At 66.6% G+C, this 17,098-nt stretch carries 14 protein-coding genes; 2 read left to right on the top strand and 12 right to left on the bottom strand.

What is annotated here, in order from left to right; translation table 11 throughout:
* Positions 1-53: 53 nt before the first annotated feature.
* The 3 genes from BDW41_RS05285 to BDW41_RS05275 all read right to left on the bottom strand — a co-directional run bounded on the left by BDW41_RS05285 (position 54) and on the right by BDW41_RS05275 (position 3,111).
* Positions 54-434 carry a DUF427 domain-containing protein gene (locus BDW41_RS05285; RefSeq protein WP_074551005.1) on the bottom strand — a complete coding sequence of 127 codons (381 nt, stop codon included), beginning with the start codon at positions 432-434 and terminating at the stop codon, positions 54-56.
* Positions 435-513: 79 nt separating this feature from the next.
* Positions 514-2,529, bottom strand: a complete 2,016-nt coding sequence (locus BDW41_RS05280) for an amidohydrolase family protein (RefSeq protein ID WP_083337746.1) — start codon at positions 2,527-2,529, stop codon at positions 514-516.
* A gap of 99 nt (positions 2,530-2,628) precedes the next feature.
* Positions 2,629-3,111 carry a peroxiredoxin gene (locus BDW41_RS05275; RefSeq protein ID WP_074551007.1) on the bottom strand — a complete coding sequence of 161 codons (483 nt, stop codon included), beginning with the start codon at positions 3,109-3,111 and terminating at the stop codon, positions 2,629-2,631.
* A gap of 223 nt (positions 3,112-3,334) precedes the next feature.
* On the opposite strand from BDW41_RS05275, the gene BDW41_RS05270 reads away from it, so the two are divergent.
* On the top strand, positions 3,335-4,243 hold the full coding sequence (locus BDW41_RS05270; RefSeq protein ID WP_074551008.1) for a DnaJ C-terminal domain-containing protein: 909 nt from the start codon (positions 3,335-3,337) through the stop codon (positions 4,241-4,243).
* A 69-nt stretch (positions 4,244-4,312) separates the two neighbouring features.
* On the opposite strand, the gene pilH is transcribed toward BDW41_RS05270, so the two are convergent.
* The 9 genes from pilH to BDW41_RS05225 all read right to left on the bottom strand — a co-directional run bounded on the left by pilH (position 4,313) and on the right by BDW41_RS05225 (position 15,137).
* Positions 4,313-4,678, bottom strand: coding sequence for a twitching motility response regulator PilH (pilH, locus tag BDW41_RS05265; protein ID WP_074551010.1), 366 nt, complete (start codon positions 4,676-4,678; stop codon positions 4,313-4,315).
* Between the two features lie 72 nt (positions 4,679-4,750).
* Positions 4,751-5,761: an oxidoreductase gene (locus tag BDW41_RS05260; protein ID WP_074551012.1), complete on the bottom strand. Its 1,011-nt coding sequence runs from the start codon at positions 5,759-5,761 to the stop codon at positions 4,751-4,753.
* Between the two features lie 35 nt (positions 5,762-5,796).
* On the bottom strand, positions 5,797-6,387 hold the full coding sequence (locus BDW41_RS05255; protein ID WP_074551014.1) for a TIGR00730 family Rossman fold protein: 591 nt from the start codon (positions 6,385-6,387) through the stop codon (positions 5,797-5,799).
* A gap of 218 nt (positions 6,388-6,605) precedes the next feature.
* On the bottom strand, positions 6,606-8,030 hold the full coding sequence (gene lpdA / locus BDW41_RS05250) for a dihydrolipoyl dehydrogenase (RefSeq protein ID WP_074551016.1): 1,425 nt from the start codon (positions 8,028-8,030) through the stop codon (positions 6,606-6,608).
* Positions 8,031-8,164: 134 nt separating this feature from the next.
* Positions 8,165-9,370 carry a 2-oxoglutarate dehydrogenase complex dihydrolipoyllysine-residue succinyltransferase gene (gene odhB, locus BDW41_RS05245; RefSeq protein ID WP_074551018.1) on the bottom strand — a complete coding sequence of 402 codons (1,206 nt, stop codon included), beginning with the start codon at positions 9,368-9,370 and terminating at the stop codon, positions 8,165-8,167.
* Between the two features lie 147 nt (positions 9,371-9,517).
* Entirely contained in the window at positions 9,518-12,364 is a 2,847-nt protein-coding gene (locus BDW41_RS05240; RefSeq protein ID WP_074551020.1) for a 2-oxoglutarate dehydrogenase E1 component, read from the bottom strand.
* A gap of 258 nt (positions 12,365-12,622) precedes the next feature.
* On the bottom strand, positions 12,623-13,153 hold the full coding sequence (locus tag BDW41_RS05235) for a hypothetical protein (protein WP_233496775.1): 531 nt from the start codon (positions 13,151-13,153) through the stop codon (positions 12,623-12,625).
* On the bottom strand, positions 13,150-14,343 hold the full coding sequence (locus tag BDW41_RS05230; protein ID WP_074551022.1) for a cupin domain-containing protein: 1,194 nt from the start codon (positions 14,341-14,343) through the stop codon (positions 13,150-13,152). Before BDW41_RS05230 ends, BDW41_RS05235 begins: the two co-directional genes overlap by 4 nt.
* 44 nt (positions 14,344-14,387) lie before the next feature.
* Positions 14,388-15,137, bottom strand: coding sequence for a sulfite exporter TauE/SafE family protein (locus BDW41_RS05225; RefSeq protein ID WP_074551024.1), 750 nt, complete (start codon positions 15,135-15,137; stop codon positions 14,388-14,390).
* A gap of 158 nt (positions 15,138-15,295) precedes the next feature.
* On the opposite strand from BDW41_RS05225, the gene BDW41_RS05220 reads away from it, so the two are divergent.
* The gene (locus tag BDW41_RS05220) at positions 15,296-17,098 is read left to right on the top strand and encodes an assimilatory sulfite reductase (NADPH) flavoprotein subunit (protein ID WP_074551026.1); all 1,803 of its coding nucleotides are present in this window, start codon (positions 15,296-15,298) and stop codon (positions 17,096-17,098) included.

Raw genomic sequence — 17,098 nt, 5'->3', positions numbered from 1 at the left:
TGCCTGTAGTACGAGGAAGCCCGGCTCACGCCGGGCTTCTTTTTTGCCCCGCGTCAGCCGGGCGTGACCTCGATGGCGTCGACGCGCGTGGCGTAGAAGGCGAGATGATCCTTGATGCCGGCGACGGCCTCGTACGGATGCTCATACGTCCATACCGCATTCGTGCCGCGCTCGCCCAATGAGGGGATGCTGTAGTACGAGCAGTCACCCTTGTACGGACAATACGTATGGTGCTCCGTGCGTTCGAGCCGTGACATGTCCACGTCCTCGCGCGGTATGTAGTGCACGACTGGGTAGGACGCCTCCTGCAGGTTCAGTGCCGCGCGCGTGTCGGCGAGAATGCTTCCCGCTGCGCGAACGACGATGCGGTCGGTACTTGGCGTCACCGTGATGGGGTGATCTGGCCCGGGTATCCGTTGTTCCCTTGCGTTCATGGCGATGGTTTCCGTTGATGTGTGCACTGCCGTGGACGCTACGCCATGCCGTGGCAAGGAACAGTGCAGGGAGCGCCCCTCATGGCGTGAAACCCACGGATTCCCACAGCGGCGCAGGCTCATAGACGGCGCCGCCGGCGATGGTCCTGACGACCTTGCGGGTGTTGCGGATATCGGCGAGTGGATCGCCGTCGAGCAGCACCATGTCGGCGCGCTTGCCCACGACGATGGTGCCCAGTTCCCTGTCCATCCCCATGAAGCGCGCCGGCACGCTGGTCGCGGCCTGCAGCGCTTCCATCGGCGTGAAACCGGCCTGCACGTAGATCTCCAGCTCACGGTGCAGGGAATGGCCGGGAATGGCCTGGTCAGTGCCCGCCACGATCGCCAGGCCCTGCCGATGCAGCTCGCGCAGCACAGCGAACATGTCCTTGTAGTACTCGCTGCTGCGCGCGGCGCGCGCGGGGGGAACACCGGGACTATCCAGCGCTGTCGCCAGCGACGGCGGCAGATGCGTCACGCCGGGCTCGATGCTGGACAACGGCGTTGTATCGGGATGCATCCAGATTTCGTACAGCGCGATGGTGTCGTCAAACACCGTGTGGTGCTGCTTGTAGAGCGCAAACTCACGGCTCGCCTTGGCGTCATGCAGGTCCAGCGGCGGCAGCGGCTTGTCGGGTTGCACGTCCATGAAGCCGCGCGTGACGAAGTCGATGTGGTTGATGCTGTCGTAACCTGCTTCGACGACCTGCGGCGCCGTCATGCCGAAGGGCACGTGGCCGGTCACCGTCATGCCCAGCCGGTGGGCTTCGGCGGTGATCACGGGCACCAGTTCGGGCTTCATGCTGCTGTAGATCTTGATCTGCCGCGCGCCGACTTGTTTGTAGCGCCGCACGACGGCGACGGCTTCGGCCGGCGTGTCCGCCGTGACGGCGCCCAGCGTCTTCGCGCCCGTACCGTCCACCAGGCCGGCGATGAGAATGCGCGGGCCGATGCCGTGCCCCTGATCCAGCGCATCGCGCACCGAGGTGATGAAGTCGAACTCGTTGCCGCAGTCGCGCACCGTGGTGACGCCCGAGGCGAGATACACGGGGCCCCATTCCACCTGCTCGTAGTGGGCATGCATGTCCCACAGCCCGGGAATAAGGTACTTGCCGGAACCGTCGAGCACGCTGTAGCCCGACAGCGTGAGGGGCGCCTCCTTCTGGTCGGGCAGGATGCGCGTGATGATGCCGTTTTCCACGAACACCGTGGCGTCTCGCCGGGGCGCGGCGCCCGTGCCATCGATCAGGGTGACATGCGTGATCGCCAGCCGTTTCGCGGCCGGCTGGCGCGCCTTGGCGCCCAGGCGCGCGAGCGAGGCCAGGCTGTCGTTGGCGGCGCGCTGGATGAACGCGCCGAGAGCCGCTTCGTACGATTGGCGGACGGCTTCGAAGTGATCCTCTTCCGCATCGCGCGTGACCAGCGCGACGAGCTTGCCTTCATCGTCCATCCACAGCGTTTCCGTGCCCCAGGCCAGGCCGCTCACTTCGTAGCCATGCACCATCGTGGCGTGGCCCGAGACATTGAGCTTGAGATCGGTCGTCGGTGCGATACGGATGGGTTCGCCGGGCGGCGCGTCGATGCGCGCGGGCTTGCCCTTGGCCATCCAGTAGCGCATCAGCATCTGCTGCATGGCGACCGGCGAATAGCCGTCCATCAGAAAGGTGTGGTCGTTCGCCGCGAAGCGCTGCTGCTCCTTGCCGCGCGCAAGCTGCACTTGTTGCTGCGTGGCGTCGAGAGTGAACGCGTCGTGCAGCTCGGCAAAGCGGGCGGATTTTCCCTCCACCTTCAACGACAACGGATGGGCCTCGTCCTTGGCCTGGTAGACCGTCTTCAACGGCACGGCGGTGCCGCGGTCGGTGAACTGGAAGTCCGAGGTGAGCGTCAGCTGGCCGGCGTCGCGATGGATCGTGTAGCGCTCCTCGCCAATCGCGCGCGCGAACTTGTGCAGGACGAACACGCCTTGCTCGTCGGCTGGCGCAGCCTGCGCGTGAACGGCCTGAACCAGGAGCAGGCAGGCGAGAAGGCCAAGACGTCGGTAAGTCGCGGGTTGCATCAAGAACTCCACAGCATGGACAGCGGCTGGAGCATGACAACGTGCAGCGAACGAATGACGCGGGATGATGCGCCTCCACGCATCATCCCGTCAGTGCCATCAGCTGGGGATCTGTTCCAGCATGGCTTCGGCGGTCGACACGCGGAACTCGCCTGGCGCTTCGACGTGCAATTGCTTCACCACGCCATTGTCGGCGTACAGGGCGAAGCGCCTGGCGCGCAGGCCCATGCCGTAGCTGCTGCCGTCCAGTTCCAGCCCCAGGGCCCTGGTGAAGTTGCCGTTGCCGTCGGCCAGCATCAGCAGTTCGGGCGGCACGTTCTGCGAGGCGGCCCAGGCCTGCATGACGTAGGCGTCGTTCACCGCCAGGCACATCACGTCCACGCCACGCTCGCGGAACTGGGCGAACTGCTGCACATAGCCCGGCAGATGCCGGTTGGAACAGGTGGGGGTGAAGGCGCCGGGCACCGCGAACAGCACGACCTTCCGCCCGGCAAACAGCGGCCCGGTCCGGACCTGTTCGATGCCGTTGCCGACGGCGCGGATGTCGACATCGGGCAGGGTGTCGCCGACCTTAATGCTCATGGAAGTCGTGCCTGTGTGCTGGGGAATGAAGCATGCTAGCGCCGGCGGGGGCGTGTTGTCGCCTTGAATCACGCGGTTTTCGCACCCATCTGGCTGACCATAGAGAGGGTGGCAGGGCACTGCCACGCATTACCCATGAGTCGGGCGAACTTTGCCGGCTGGCTGGCGGGGCATCATGATGTCCGCCGTGCCTGAGCGGGGCGGGGATTGCCGGGGAGCGGTTGTGGAATTCAAAGACTATTACGACATTCTTGGCGTCAAGCCGGAGGCCAGCGAAGCGGAGATCAAATCCGCCTACCGCAAGCTGGCCAAGAAATACCATCCGGACCGCAACAAAGAGGCGGGCGCGGAAGAGAAATTCAAGGCGATCAACGAAGCCAACGAAGTGCTTCGCGACGCCGAAAAGCGCCGGGCCTACGATGAGCTCCGCGCCGGCGGCTACCGCGGCGGCGAGCAGTTCCGGCCACCGCCGGGCTGGGGCCAGAGCCATGGCTTCGATTTCGGCGGCGATGGCGGCGGCGATTTCAGCGACTTCTTCGAAAGCCTGTTCGGACGCGGCGCCGCGCCGGGCCACGGCCATCGCGGCGCACCCCGCGCACGCCGTGGCGGCGACGTGCATGCGCACGTGCAGATCGACCTGCAGACGGCGTTCGATGGCGGCAAGACCCGCCTGGCGCTGCAGGACGGCAGCGGCGGCGAGCGCGTGCTGGAGGTAAAGATTCCGGCAGGCATCCAGCCGGGGCAGGTGATCCGTCTGGCCGGGCAGGGCCACGCCGGTTCGGGCGGTGCGCCCAACGGCGACCTGCTGCTGGAGGTGGGCATCCGCGACGATGCGCGTTTCCGCCTGGACGGCCGCAATGTGCTGCACGTGCTGCCCATCGCGCCGTGGGAAGCCGCCCTGGGAGCCACCGTGCCGGTGCCCACGCTGGCAGGCACGGTGGACCTGCGCATTCCGGCGGGCTCGCAGTCCGGCCGCAAGCTGCGCTTGAAGGGGCGCGGGTTGCCGGGGGCGCATCCGGGCGATCAGCTGGTGGAGCTGTCCATCCGCGCGCCGCTGGCGGATACGGATGCCCAGAAGAAGGCATACGAAGCCCTGCGCGAGCAGTTCGCCGATTACGACCCCCGTCGTTGAGCGCATCCATCCGTGCAACGAAAAACGGCGCCGAAGGGCGCCGTTTTTTGTCGGGAAGCGGCCGTGCCCTCAGGCCGGCAGCAATTCCTTCAGCGTGGTGACCAGTTCCTCTTCGCGGATCGGCTTGGTGACGTAGGCCCTCGCACCCTGGCGCAGGCCCCACACCTTGTCGGTTTCCTGGTCCTTGGTGGTCACCAGCACCACCGGGATGTGCTGTGTGTCCGGATCCTTGCTGATGGTGCGGGTGGCCTGGAAGCCGTTGAGGTTCGGCATGACCACGTCCATCAGGATCAGGTCGGGGCGTTCGCGCCTCGCCGCTTCGACACCGGCAGCGCCATCCTCGGCCGTCAGCGCCTCATGCCCGAGCTTTTCGACGATGCGCTTGATGCCCAACAGCTGCGACGGCGAATCGTCGACGATCAGGATGCGTGCCATAAGGTGGAGTTCCCCTTGTTGTTTCGTTGGATTCTATGACGCTGCCGCGATGCTTCCAAGTTGAGCGAACGCTCAGCTTGCGCCGTCCACGCGTACCAAGGTACGGCCAAACGATTCACCCGCCAACATCCGCGAAAACACATCGGGCAGTTGCTCCAGGGTGACTTCGCGCGTGGCGATGCGCTCAAGATGTTGCGGCTTCCAGTCGCCGGAGAGACGCTCCCACACCCGGTCGCGGATGTCCCTGGCGGTGCCGGCGGAGGCGATGCCCAGCAGGCTGGCGCCGCGGATGATGAAGGGCATCACCGTGGTTTCCAGCTGGATGCCGCCCGCATTGCCGCAAATGGCGACGTTGCCATAGGGGGCGATCAGCGGCAGCAGGCCGGCGAGCATGCTGCCGCCGACGTTGTCCAGCGCGCCGCCGAAGCGGGCGGAATCCATCGGCTTGCCGCTGAAGGCGAGCTGGTGGCGATCGATGCATTCGGCCGCGCCGAGGTCGCGCAGGAAGTCGAAATGCGATGCCTTGCCGCTGATGGCGTGTACGGCGTAGCCGGCGCGCGTGAAGATGTCGATGGCCAGCATGCCCACGCCACCGGTGGCGCCGGTGACGGCAATCGGGCCCAGGGCTGGCGTCTGGCGATTGTCTTCCATGCGCAGCAGCGCCAGCGCGGCCGTAAAGCCGGCCGTACCGATGATCATGCTCTCGCGCAGGCTCAGCCCCTTGGGCAGGCGGATGGTCCATGCCGAAGGCAGGCGGACGTACTGGCCATAGCCGCCGTCGCGCGTCTCGGACAGCCCGCTACCCGTGCACAGCACGGCATCGCCTTCCTTGAAGGCCGGATCGGTGGAGGCCACCACGGTGCCGGCCACATCGATGCCGCCGTTGAGCGGGTACTGGCGAAGGATCTTGCCCTTGCCGGTGCCGGCCAGGGCGTCCTTGTAGTTGACGGACGAATAGGCGACCTGCACCAGCACTTCGCCGGGGCTCAACGCGTCCGCGCCGATGGTTTCCAGGCTACCGCGATAACCGGCGGCATCGTTGTGGATGCGGAAAGCGCGAAAGGCGCTGGAGGAACTGCTCATGGCCCATCCTTTCTCGTGGTGCGCGAAACGGTGACTCAGGCTTCGACGCTGCTGCGGTCGATCCATTTGGGCACGTGAACGCCCTGGTACTGCTCCATCCAGTCGAACAGCTGCTGCATGTCCTGACCGAACCATACACTGTCGCGTTGCTCGGGGCGCACGAAGCGTTCGGCCACCATGTGATCCATCATCGCGCGCAACTGCGCGTAATAGCCGCGCACATCGAGGAAGCCGCAGGGATAGCGGTGCAGGCCCAGCTGCGCCCAGGTGAGCATCTCGAACATTTCGTCCATCGTGCCGAAGCCGCCCGGCAAGGCCACGAAGGCATCCGACAGTTCGAACATGCGCGTCTTGCGCTGATGCATGGTTTCCACCACCACCAGCTCGGTCAGGCCGGCATGGGCCACTTCAAGATCCACCAGCTGGCGCGGAATCACGCCGATGACCTTGCCGCCGGCCGCGAGCACGGCGTCGGCCACCGTGCCCATCAGGCCGACCTTGCCGCCGCCATACACCAGCGCGATGCCACGGCGTGCCATTTCCGTGCCGAAGGCGCGGGCCTGTTCAACATATTCGGGATGACTGCCGCTGCTGGAGCCGCAGTAGACGCAAAGGGCGGTAGGCATGGGAGAGCGAGGAAATAGGGAAGAGGAGTGAGAAGTGAGAGTAGAGCGGGAGGCCCCGTATTGTCGGGGAACCGTTAGGCGTTTCTACAACAAACAGGCCCGCTCATGTTGCCATGAGCGGGCCTGTCCGAAGCCGGCGAGCGGGGAGGAGCTTCACTGAAACGGGAACGCCACGCGGCCGCTCTCGCTTCTCGCTCCTCTCCACTCACTCCTGGCTCTTAATTGCCCTTGTGGATGGCGCGCTTGTCCACCGACAGGGCGGCCTCGTGCACGGCTTCCGACAGCGTCGGGTGCGCGTGGACGATGCGGGCCAGGTCTTCGGAGGAGCCCTTGAACTCCATCGCGACCACGCACTCGGCGATCAGCTCGGACACGCCCGGGCCGACCATGTGCACGCCCAGGATGCGGTCGGTTTCCGCATGGGCGAGCATCTTCACCTGGCCGATGGCTTCGTTCATGGCCACGGCGCGGCCGATGGCGGCGAACGGGAAGGTGCCCACCTTGTAGGGGATGCCTTCTTCCTTGAGCTGCTTCTCGGTCTTGCCCGCCCAGGCGATTTCCGGCTCGGTGTAGATCACCCACGGCACGGTGTCGAGGTTGATGTGGCCCGCCTTGCCGGCGATCCACTCGGCCACGGCCACGCCTTCCTCGGAACCCTTGTGCGCCAGCATCGGGCCGCGCACGGCGTCGCCGATGGCCCACACGCCGTTCACGCCGGTGTGGTTGTGTTCGTCCACCACGATGCGGCCGCGCTCGTCCAGCTTCACGCCGGTGTCGTCGGCCAGCAGGCCGTCGGTGTAGGCGCGGCGGCCCACGGCGACGAGCAGCTTGTCGACCACCAGGTCATGGGCGCCGTCCTTGTCCTCGTAGGTCAGGGCGACTTCGTTGCCCTTCACCTCGGCCTTGGTCAGCTTGGCGCCGAGCTTGATGTTCAGGCCCAGCTTGGCGAATTCCTTGGCGGCGATCTTGGCGATGTCCGCGTCGGCCACGCTGAGGAAATCCGGCAGCGCTTCGAGCACGGTCACGTCCGAGCCCAGGCGCTTCCACACGCTGCCCAGTTCCAGGCCGATCACGCCGGCGCCGATCACGCCCAGGCGCTTGGGCACTTCGGTGAAGTCCAGCGCGCCGGCGTTGTCGACGATGAACTTGTTGTCGAACTTGGCGAACGGCAGCTCGATCGGCACCGAGCCCGAGGCGAGGATCACGTTGGTGGCGCTGATGGTCTGCTTGGAGCCGTCGTTGCCGGTGATCTCCACTTCATTGTTCTTGAGCAGCTTGCCCTTGCCGAAGAACGGCGTGACCTTGTTGGCCTTGAACAGCTGGCCGATGCCGCCGGTGAACTGCTTGACGATCTTGTCCTTGCGGCCGATGAAGGTGCCGAGGTCGACCTTGGCGCCTTCCACCGTGATGCCGTGCACCGGCAGGTTGTGCGCGATGTTGTAGTACTGCTTGGACGAATCCAGCAGCGCCTTGGACGGGATGCAACCCACGTTGAGGCAGGTGCCGCCAAGCGCCTGCTTGCCGTCCTTGCCGACGAAGGCGTCGACGCAGGCGGTCTTCAGGCCCAGCTGCGCGGCGCGGATCGCGGCCACATAGCCGGCGGGGCCGGCGCCGATGACGATGACGTCGAATTTTTCGCTCATGGTTGTTCCTTGCTATGCGACGCGCCAGGGGAGTGCGTCGCAGGTAAAGCGGGAGATGTGTGCGGCGAGCGTGGATTCAATGCCACGGCTCGCCGCCAGAGCTTCGTTACCTATTTGGTATTTGAGCGGGGCGCTCAAATACCGAGCAACATGCGCTGCGGATTCTCCAGCTGGTTCTTGATGTCGACCAGGAACAGCACCGCGTCCTTGCCGTCGATGATGCGGTGGTCGTAGGACAGCGCCAGGTACATCATCGGCGCGGCGATCACCTGGCCGTTCTCCACGATGGCGCGCTCCTTGATGGCGTGCATGCCCAGAATGGCGCTCTGCGGCGGATTCACGATCGGGGTCGACAGCAGCGAGCCGAAGGTGCCGCCGTTGGTGATGGTGAAGGTGCCGCCCTGCAGGTCGTCCAGGCCCAGCTTGCCGTCACGCGCCTTCTTGGCGTAGTCGACGATGCCGCGCTCGACGTCGGCGAAGCTCAGGTCCTGCACGTCGCGCAGCACCGGCGTCACCAGGCCCTTGTCGGTGGACACGGCGATGGAGATGTCCTGGTAGCCGTGATAGATGATGTCGTTGCCGTCCACCGAGGCGTTGACGATCGGGTGGCGCTTCAGCGCTTCGGCGGCGGCCTTCACGAAGAAGCTCATGAAGCCCAGCTTCACGCCGTTGGCCTTCTCGAACGACTCGCCCAGCGCCTTGCGCATCTTCACCACTTCGGCCAGGTTCACTTCGTTGAACGAGGTGAGCATGGCGATGGAGTTCTTCGACTGCATCAGGCGCTCGGCGATGCGGGCGCGCATGCGGGTCATCGGCACGCGCTCTTCCGGACGCGAACCCGGCGTCGGCTTGACGGCCGGCGCAGCGGCGGCCGGGGCGGCGCCACCCTTGCCGTAGTTGACCAGGTCTTCCTTGGTCACGCGGCCATCGCGGCCGGTGCCGGCCACCTTGGAGGCGTCGATGTTCTGCTCGGTAGCCACGCGCAGGCCGGCCGGCGACAGGTCGGCATTGCCTGCCTTGGCGGCAGCCGGAGCGGCCGGGGCGGCTGCGGCCGGAGCCGGGGCGGCAGCGGCGGGAGCGGCCGCCGGGGCGGAGGCGACGGCGCCTTCCTCGATCACCGCGATGACCTGCTGGCTGGTCACGGTGTCGCCGGACTGGAACTTGATTTCCTTCAGCACGCCGTCCACCGGGGAGGGCACTTCGAGCACGACCTTGTCGGTTTCGAGGTCGACCAGGTTTTCGTCGCGCTTGACCGCTTCACCGGCCTTCTTGTGCCAGGTGGCGATGGTGGCGTCGGAAACGGATTCGGGCAGGACGGGAACTTTGACTTCGATGGACATGGAGTTTCCTTGAGTTAGTGCGCTCATCCTTGAACGCTAAGATCAAAAAGCGGCTATCCCTAGCCGCACTTCTCAAAATTCGGTGCGTTCATCCCTGAGCGCTAAAGTCAAAAAGCGGCCATCCATGGCCGCACTATTCAATGAAATTTACTCGGCCGAGTGATCGGTGCCGATCGGTGCGACCAGGGCCTGCTCGACCAGCGCCGCCTGTTCCGCGACGTGGGTGTTCAGGTGACCAGCCGCCGGTGCCGGCGAACGCGCGCGGCCGGCGTACGACAGGCTCTGCTTGCTGCCGATGCAAGCCTGCAGGTGGTGGCGGATCTGGAACCACGCGCCCTGGTTCATCGGCTCTTCCTGGCACCAGATCACTTCCTTGGCGGAAGGATACTTTTCCAGTTCGGCCGTGACCTGCGGACGCGGGAACGGATAGAGCTGCTCCACGCGCACGATGGCGATGTCGTTGATACCGCGCTTCTCGGCTTCTTCCAGCAGGTCGTAGTAGACCTTGCCCGAGCACAGCACCACGCGCTTGACCTTCTTGGCGGCCAGGTCGCGATGCTCCGGAATCACCAGCTGGAAGCTGCCGGTGGCCAGCTCGTCCAACGTGGAGACGGCCAGCTTGTGACGCAGCAGCGACTTGGGCGTCATCACCACCAGCGGCTTGCGCGTTGGGCGCACCATCTGGCGGCGGATCATGTGGAACGCCTGGGCCGGCGTGGTGGGCACGCAGACCTGCATGTTGTCCAGCGCGCACAGCTGCAGGAAGCGCTCCAGGCGGGCGGAGGAGTGCTCCGGGCCCTGGCCTTCGTAACCGTGGGGCAGGAACAGCGCCAGGCCGCACAGGCGGTTCCACTTGGCCTCGCCCGAGCTGATGAACTGGTCGATCACCACCTGCGCGCCGTTGGCGAAGTCGCCGAACTGGCCTTCCCAGATGTGCAGGGTGTAGGGGTCGGTGGTGGCGTGGCCGTATTCGAACGCCATGACCGCTTCTTCGCTGAGCAGCGAGTCGATCACTTCCACATCGGCGCCGGCGCGCACGTCGGCCAGCGGCATGTAGGTGTAGCCGGTCTTCTGGTCATGCAGCACGGCATGGCGATGGAAGAACGTGCCGCGGCCCACGTCCTGGCCGACCAGGCGCAGGTTGTAGTTCTCGTCGATGAGCGAGGCGTAGGCCAGGTTTTCGGCGAAGCCCCAGTCGCCCGGCAGTTCGCCTGCGGCCATCTTGGCGCGGTCTTCGTAGATCTTGGCCACGCGCGACTGCAGCGTCATGTCCTTGGGCACCACCAGGATCTGGTTGGCCAGTTCGACCAGGCGCTGCTTGGAGTAGCCCGTGTGGGTGTCGTTGGTCAGCTTGCCGCCGATGAACTTGTCCCAGTCGACCTCGATGTCCTTGATGAGCGCTGTGGTCAGCTCGGTCATCGGCTCGCCTGCTTCCAGGCGGCTGCGGTACTCGTCGAACATCTTCTGCGCGTCGCCGTCGGCGATCACGCCCTGCTTGACCAGCTCCTGCGCGTACAGGTCGCGGGTGGTCGGGCGCTTGCGGATGATCTGGTACATCACCGGCTGCGTGGCCGAAGGTTCATCAGCCTCGTTGTGGCCGTGGCGGCGGTAGCACACCAGGTCGATCACCACGTCCTTGCGGAACTGCTTGCGGAAGTCGTAGGCGAGGCGGGTGGCCTGGATCACCGCTTCCGGGTCATCGCCGTTCACGTGGAACACCGGCGCGTTGACCATCTTGGCCAGGTCGGTGCAGTACAGCGTGGAGCGGGTGTCCTGCGGGTTGGAGGTGGTGAAGCCCACCTGGTTGTTCACCACGATGTGCAGGCTGCCGCCGATCTTGAAGCCGCGGGCCTGGGACATGTTGAACAGTTCCATGTTCACGCCCTGGCCGGCCAGCGCCGAGTCGCCGTGCACGATCACGGCCATCGACTGCTTGCGCTCGGTGTCGCGGCGGCGGATCTGGCGCGAGTGCACCGAACCGGCCACCACCGGGTTGACGATTTCCAGGTGCGAGGGGTTGAACGCCAGCGCCACGTGGGTGCCGCCGTTCGGCGTCTTGACGTCGGCGGAGAAGCCCATGTGGTACTTCACGTCGCCCGAGTGGGCCGGGTCATCCGGGTGGTCCCACTTGCCCTCGAACTCGTTGAACAGGGTGCGCGGCGGCTTGCCCAGGATGTTGACCAGCATGTTGAGGCGGCCGCGGTGGGCCATGCCGATCACCACTTCCTTGATGCCGTTGTCGCCCGCGGCGCGGACCACGTCGTCCACCATCGGGATCAGGCTGTCGCCGCCTTCCAGCGAGAAGCGCTTCTGGCCGACGTACTTGGTGTGCAGGTAGCGCTCCAGGCCCTCGGCGGCGGTGAGCTCGGCGAGGACGCGCTTCTTGCCCGCGGCGTCGAGGCCGGCGCTGCCGTTGGCCTGTTCCAGGCGGGTGTAGATCCAGTTGCGCTGCTCATGGTTGCTGATGTGCATGAACTCGACGCCGAGGGTGTTGGTGTACACCTTCTTCAGTCGAGCCAGCAGGTCGCGCAGCTTCATGCGCTGGCCGCCACCGGCGAAGTTGCCGCAGTCGAACTCGGTATCCAGGTCGGCGTCGGACAGGCCGTGGAACGAGGGTTCCAGGTCCGGAGCCGGCAGCTTCTCGGCCAGGCCGAGCGGGTCGAGGTTCGAGGCCAGGTGGCCGCGCGAACGGTAGGCGGTAAGGATGCGCAGCACGCCGGCCTGCTTGCGGGCGTGGGCGTCGTCGACCGGGCCCGCGGCGGCGGCTGCACCGTTGCGGCGCTGCTTTTGCGCGGCCTCTATACGCGCAATGGCCGCAGAGTGGGGCACGTCCCCCGACTCGCGGCCTTTGAAAGTCTCGAAATATTTGCTCCAGGTGGCGTCGACTGACGAAGGATCCGCCAACCACGATTCATAGAGCTGTTCAACGTAATCGGCGTTGCCGCCGGCGAGTTGGGAGGATTCGAAAAACTCGCGGATCAGATTAGTGCTCACGTCACCACCGGTGAGGAAGGGAGGCTTGCAGCGCTCCGGCCGGGGTTGGCCGGATGGCTGGGAAAAATCCCGTTAATTATAGCCTTGGGCTGCTGCGACGCGGCAACCCAGAAGACGCATTTCAGATGGGGTCGGCGGACGATATTTCGAGTTTTCGGGTACCGACCATCGTCGTAGGGCGTGGATTTCCACGTTGAAACAGCAGGGTTCGCGCGGGCCCGTCGTCGCTGTAGCAGGCCGACGGCCGTTCAGCTGCGGCTAGAGATCGAGCGGCTGCCACGCGGTGGCTCGGGCGCTGCGTTCCCACACTTCGTTGAAGTGCTGCAGCAGGGGCGCCTGCGCGGCGCGGTCGGCCGGCGAGGCGCGGCCGGTCGCGCGGCGGGCATCGGGCTGGAACAGGTAGCCGCCCTGGTCGGTGAGCAGGTAGGCCGAGGCATAGGCCAGGTCCAGTTCCTCCTGGGGCATGCGCACCAGCACCGTGCTGGGCAGGCGCTGGGCCAGGGCCACCAGGCGGTGGCCCTCGCGCAAGGCGTCGGCGGGCGCATGCAGGATCAGGCGGATCTCCGCGCCACGGCCCGAGGTGGCCAGGCGCCGGAGCTCGGCCAGTTCGGCCGGGCTGCCATAGACATCGTCGGACAGCGCGGGCTGGTAGATGGCGATGCGTCGGCGGGCTTCCGTCAGCAGTTGAAGCCTTGCGGCGGACAGTTCGACGCGGTCACCGGCGGGCAGGGACGGGCGCGCCGGCTCGTGGCCGGCATCCGTCATATCTGCGCCGGCGCCCTCGCTCATCGGCGGCGCGGCTTGTGGGCAACCAGGTGGCCGTCGTTGACCAGGGCGAGCAGCACGGCCAGCTCGGCGTCCTCGACCGATGTGCCCGGGACCAGCTCGCTCGAGGCCGACAGCCGCTCGGCCAGCTCCGCGCTGGCCGGATAGGCGTGGCCGTTGACGAACAGGGTGGCGCCCCGCTTGCCGCGACCCCAGGCCATGCGTGCCCAGGGATGGCGCAGCAGGTGGGCGCCGCCGTCCAGTTGCTTGCGCAGCGCCGCCTCGGTGAGTTCCTTCTCCGGCGGCACGGGCGCCTGCGCGTTGCGGTAGCGGGTGATGAAGCGGCCGAACCAGTCGGTGAGCGTGGCGTCGTCCAGCGCCGCCGCAAAGGGAAGCGCCTGGCGCAGGCGGGCCAGCGCGGCACGGTCGATTTCGCCGGCGGCCTTGGCCGGGGTGAGGTCCGGATCCGTGTAGCGCAGCTCATCGGGCAGGCGCTCGGCGAGGTAGTCGGCCAGGTCGCCGGTCAGCTCCGCCTGGGAAGGCGCGCGCATGCCCACCGAAATGGTCAGGCAGGGGCCGCCGAAGGCAATGCCGTCATGCGGCACGCCGGGTGGCAGGTAGAGCATGTCGCCGGGTTCGAGCATCCACTCGTGGTCGGGCTCGAACACCTTCAGCTGCTTGAGTTCGACGTCCGGGCGGAAATCCTTCGGCGCGTCGGGGTTGGTGTCGATGGCCCAGTGGCGCTGGCCCAGGCCCTGCAGCAGGAACACGTCGTACTGGTCCACGTGCGGGCCCACGCCGCCGCCCGGTTCGGCGTACGAAATCATGATGTCGTCCAGGCGCCAGCTGGGCAGGAAGCGGAAGTCCTCCAGCAGGGCGGCCACGTCCGTGTCCCACTTGTCCACGTCCTGCACCAGCAGGGTCCAGTTCCTGTCGGGCGTGCTGGCGAAATCCTTCTCGGTGAGCGGCCCGCTCTTCACCTTCCAGCGGTCGCGGGCCTCGTCGTGGACGATCAGGCGCGACAGCGCCGTTTCTTCCATGGCCAGGCCGGCCAGGTCGTTCGGCTCGATGGGCGAGACGAAATCCGGGAAGGCCTGGCGGATCAGCAGCGGACGCTTCTGCCAGTAATCGCGCAGGAACTGGGCGGGGCTCATGCCCAGCGGCTGCCTGGCGCTGCCGCGGACTTCGATGGGGAGGGCGGATGCTTTGGTCATCGCGACATTCTAAGCGAAGGCGATGACGGCCCTGTTGACCGCTGTCAGTGCGTGAGAAAGCTGTGCGCGATGTTGTTGACGCCGATGGCCAGCACGGCCAGGGCGGCCAGAACGGTCGCCGCCCGCGGCGGCATCCGGCGCGCCAGCACCGCACTGAGCGGAGCGGCCAGCACGCCGCCCACGATCAAGCCGGCCACGGAGGCGCCGTGCGGTATGCCCACATGCACGAAGAAACTGATGCTGGCCACCGCGCTCACCACGCACTTGGCCAGGTGCACCGTGCCGATGACCATGCGGGGACGCACCCCGCGCCCGACCAGCGTCGTCACCGTCAACGCGCTCCAGCCGCCACCGGCCACGGCGTCGGCGAAGCCGGCGACCAGGCCAAGGGGCCGGCTGATGGACGGGGTGTCGTCATGCAGATGCTGGCGGCGCAGCGGGCGGAACAGCAGGAACAGGCCCATGCCGATCAAATAGGGTGTGAGCGCCAGCTTCATCCAGACCGCCGGCACATGGCTCACCACGTAGGCGCCGATCGTGGCGCCGATGGCGCCCGGGATCACCAGCGCCCAGAACAGGCGCTTGAGCACATTGCCCGCCATCACGTGGCTCACGCCGGAGGCGCCGCAGGTCAGCGTTTCGGCGTAGTGCACGCTGGCGCTGGCCATGGCGGGCGGTAGGCCCAAAGCGAGCAGCAGGGCCGCCGAGGTCACGCCATAGGCCATGCCCAGCGCACCGTCGACGAGCTGGGCCAGCGCGCCGATGGCGGCCGAGACAAGGAAATCCGTGGGCATGAACCTGAACGTGGCGAAGTCCGGGCCAGTGTACGTGGCGACCGGCCTCCATGGGAAATAAGCCCCCGGACATAACGTTATGCCAACACTTCCTTTCACATGACAAACAGTGATGACTACTTTGGCCATTCAGAAGTCTGGACGTCCAAAGGTGGACAGTGAACGCGGTCGTCGCAACGCAAACCGGGCTGGCCTCCCTCGATGGCGACAAGCTGTCCGCACTGGAACGACTGGCGGCCGGGCTCGGCCCCGCCGAGCTCTACTGGATCGCCGCATGGAGCGCGGCGCGCGCCGAACAGGTGCAGCGCGGCGTGGGGCCCGTGCCCGTCGCCAAGCCGGGTAGCGACAGGCTCACCATTCTCTACGGCAGCCAGACCGGGCAGGCCAAGCGCCTGGCGACGCAGCTGAGCGCGCGCGCCGAAGCGGCGGGACTCGCCGTGCGGCTGGTGCGGGCCGACAGCTATCCCCAGCGCGACCTTGCCAAGGAAACGCATCTCGTCGTGGTGATAAGCACCCAGGGCGACGCCGAGCCGCCGGACGAAGCGCGTGGGCTGGTCGAGTTCATCCTCGGCAAGCGCGCGCCGAAGCTGCCCGGCCTGCAGTACGCCGTGCTGGGGTTGGGCGATTCGAGCTATCCGCAGTTCTGCGCCATTGGCCGGCAGCTCGATGCGCGTTTCGCGGAACTGGGTGCATCGCGCTTCGCGCCGCTGGGCGAAGCGGACGTGGATATCGATGCCGTCGCCACGCCATGGAGCGAACGCACGCTGGAAACGGCCCGGCAGGTGCTGGGCGCGACGCCGCCCGCACCGCGCGTCGCCAACTTGCAGCCGGTGCCGTCGCGCGTGCGCCACACTCGCGAGCACCCATATGCCGCCGCCGTGCTCGACAACCAGGCCATCGTGGCCCGCGATGCGGGGCGCGACGTTCGCCATGTCGAACTGTCGCTGGAAGGTTCGGGCCTGAGTTACGAACCCGGCGACGCCATCGGCATCTGGCCGGAAAACCCGCCCGCGCTGGTCGACCAGTGGCTGGACCTGCTCAAGCTCGACGCCGACCAACCCGTCCATCATGGCGGCAGGGAACTGCCTCTCCGCCGCTGGCTGTCGCACGAACGCGAACTCACACGCCTGAGCCGTCCGCTGATCGCCGCGGTGGCTGACGCCAGTGGCGACGAGAAACTGGCCGGCCTGCTGCGGCCCGACCGCTCGGCCAGCCTTGCCGCGTTGCTGGCGGACGATCAACCGATCGACCTGTGGCGTCGCCATCCCGCCGAATGGTCGGCCGACGAACTGGTGGCCGCGCTGCGTCCGCAGACGCCGCGCCTGTATTCGATCGCCTCCAGCCAGAAAGCCGTCGGCGACGAAGTGCACCTCACGGTTGCGGTGGTGGATTACCAAGCTTACGGCGAGCGCCACTGGGGCGCCGCGTCCTCGTTCATCGCGGCAGCGGGTGACGATCGGCGCGTGCCGGTATTCATCGAGGAGAACGAGCGCTTCCGCCTGCCGAAAGACAGCGCCCGCGACGTCATCATGATCGGCCCCGGCACCGGCGTGGCGCCGTTTCGCGCCTTCGTGCAGGAGCGCCGCGAAACCGGCGCAAGTGGACGCAACTGGCTGTTCTTCGGCAACCGCCATTTCACCCGCGATTTCCTCTATCAGATCGAATGGCAGGCGGCGCTGCGCGACGGCTCGCTCGACCGGCTGGACCTGGCTTTCTCGCGAGATGGCGACGCCAAGGTCTACGTGCAGCAGCGCATCCGCGAACAAGGCCGCGAGCTGTACGCGTGGTTGCAGGAGGGCGCGCATCTCTATGTATGCGGCGACGCCAACCACATGGCCAAGGACGTGCACGCCGCGCTGATCGACGTGGCGGTGACGCACGGCGGCCAGTCACAAGAACAGGCCAGGGAATGGCTGTCCGACCTTCTGCAGCAGGGCCGCTACGCCCGCGATGTGTACTGA

The sequence above is a fragment of the Dyella sp. AtDHG13 genome, from assembly GCF_003201105.1.
GTDB classification, from domain to species: Bacteria; Pseudomonadota; Gammaproteobacteria; order Xanthomonadales; family Rhodanobacteraceae; genus Dyella; species Dyella jiangningensis_B.
This window is presented reverse-complemented; position numbering and strand designations above follow the sequence as displayed.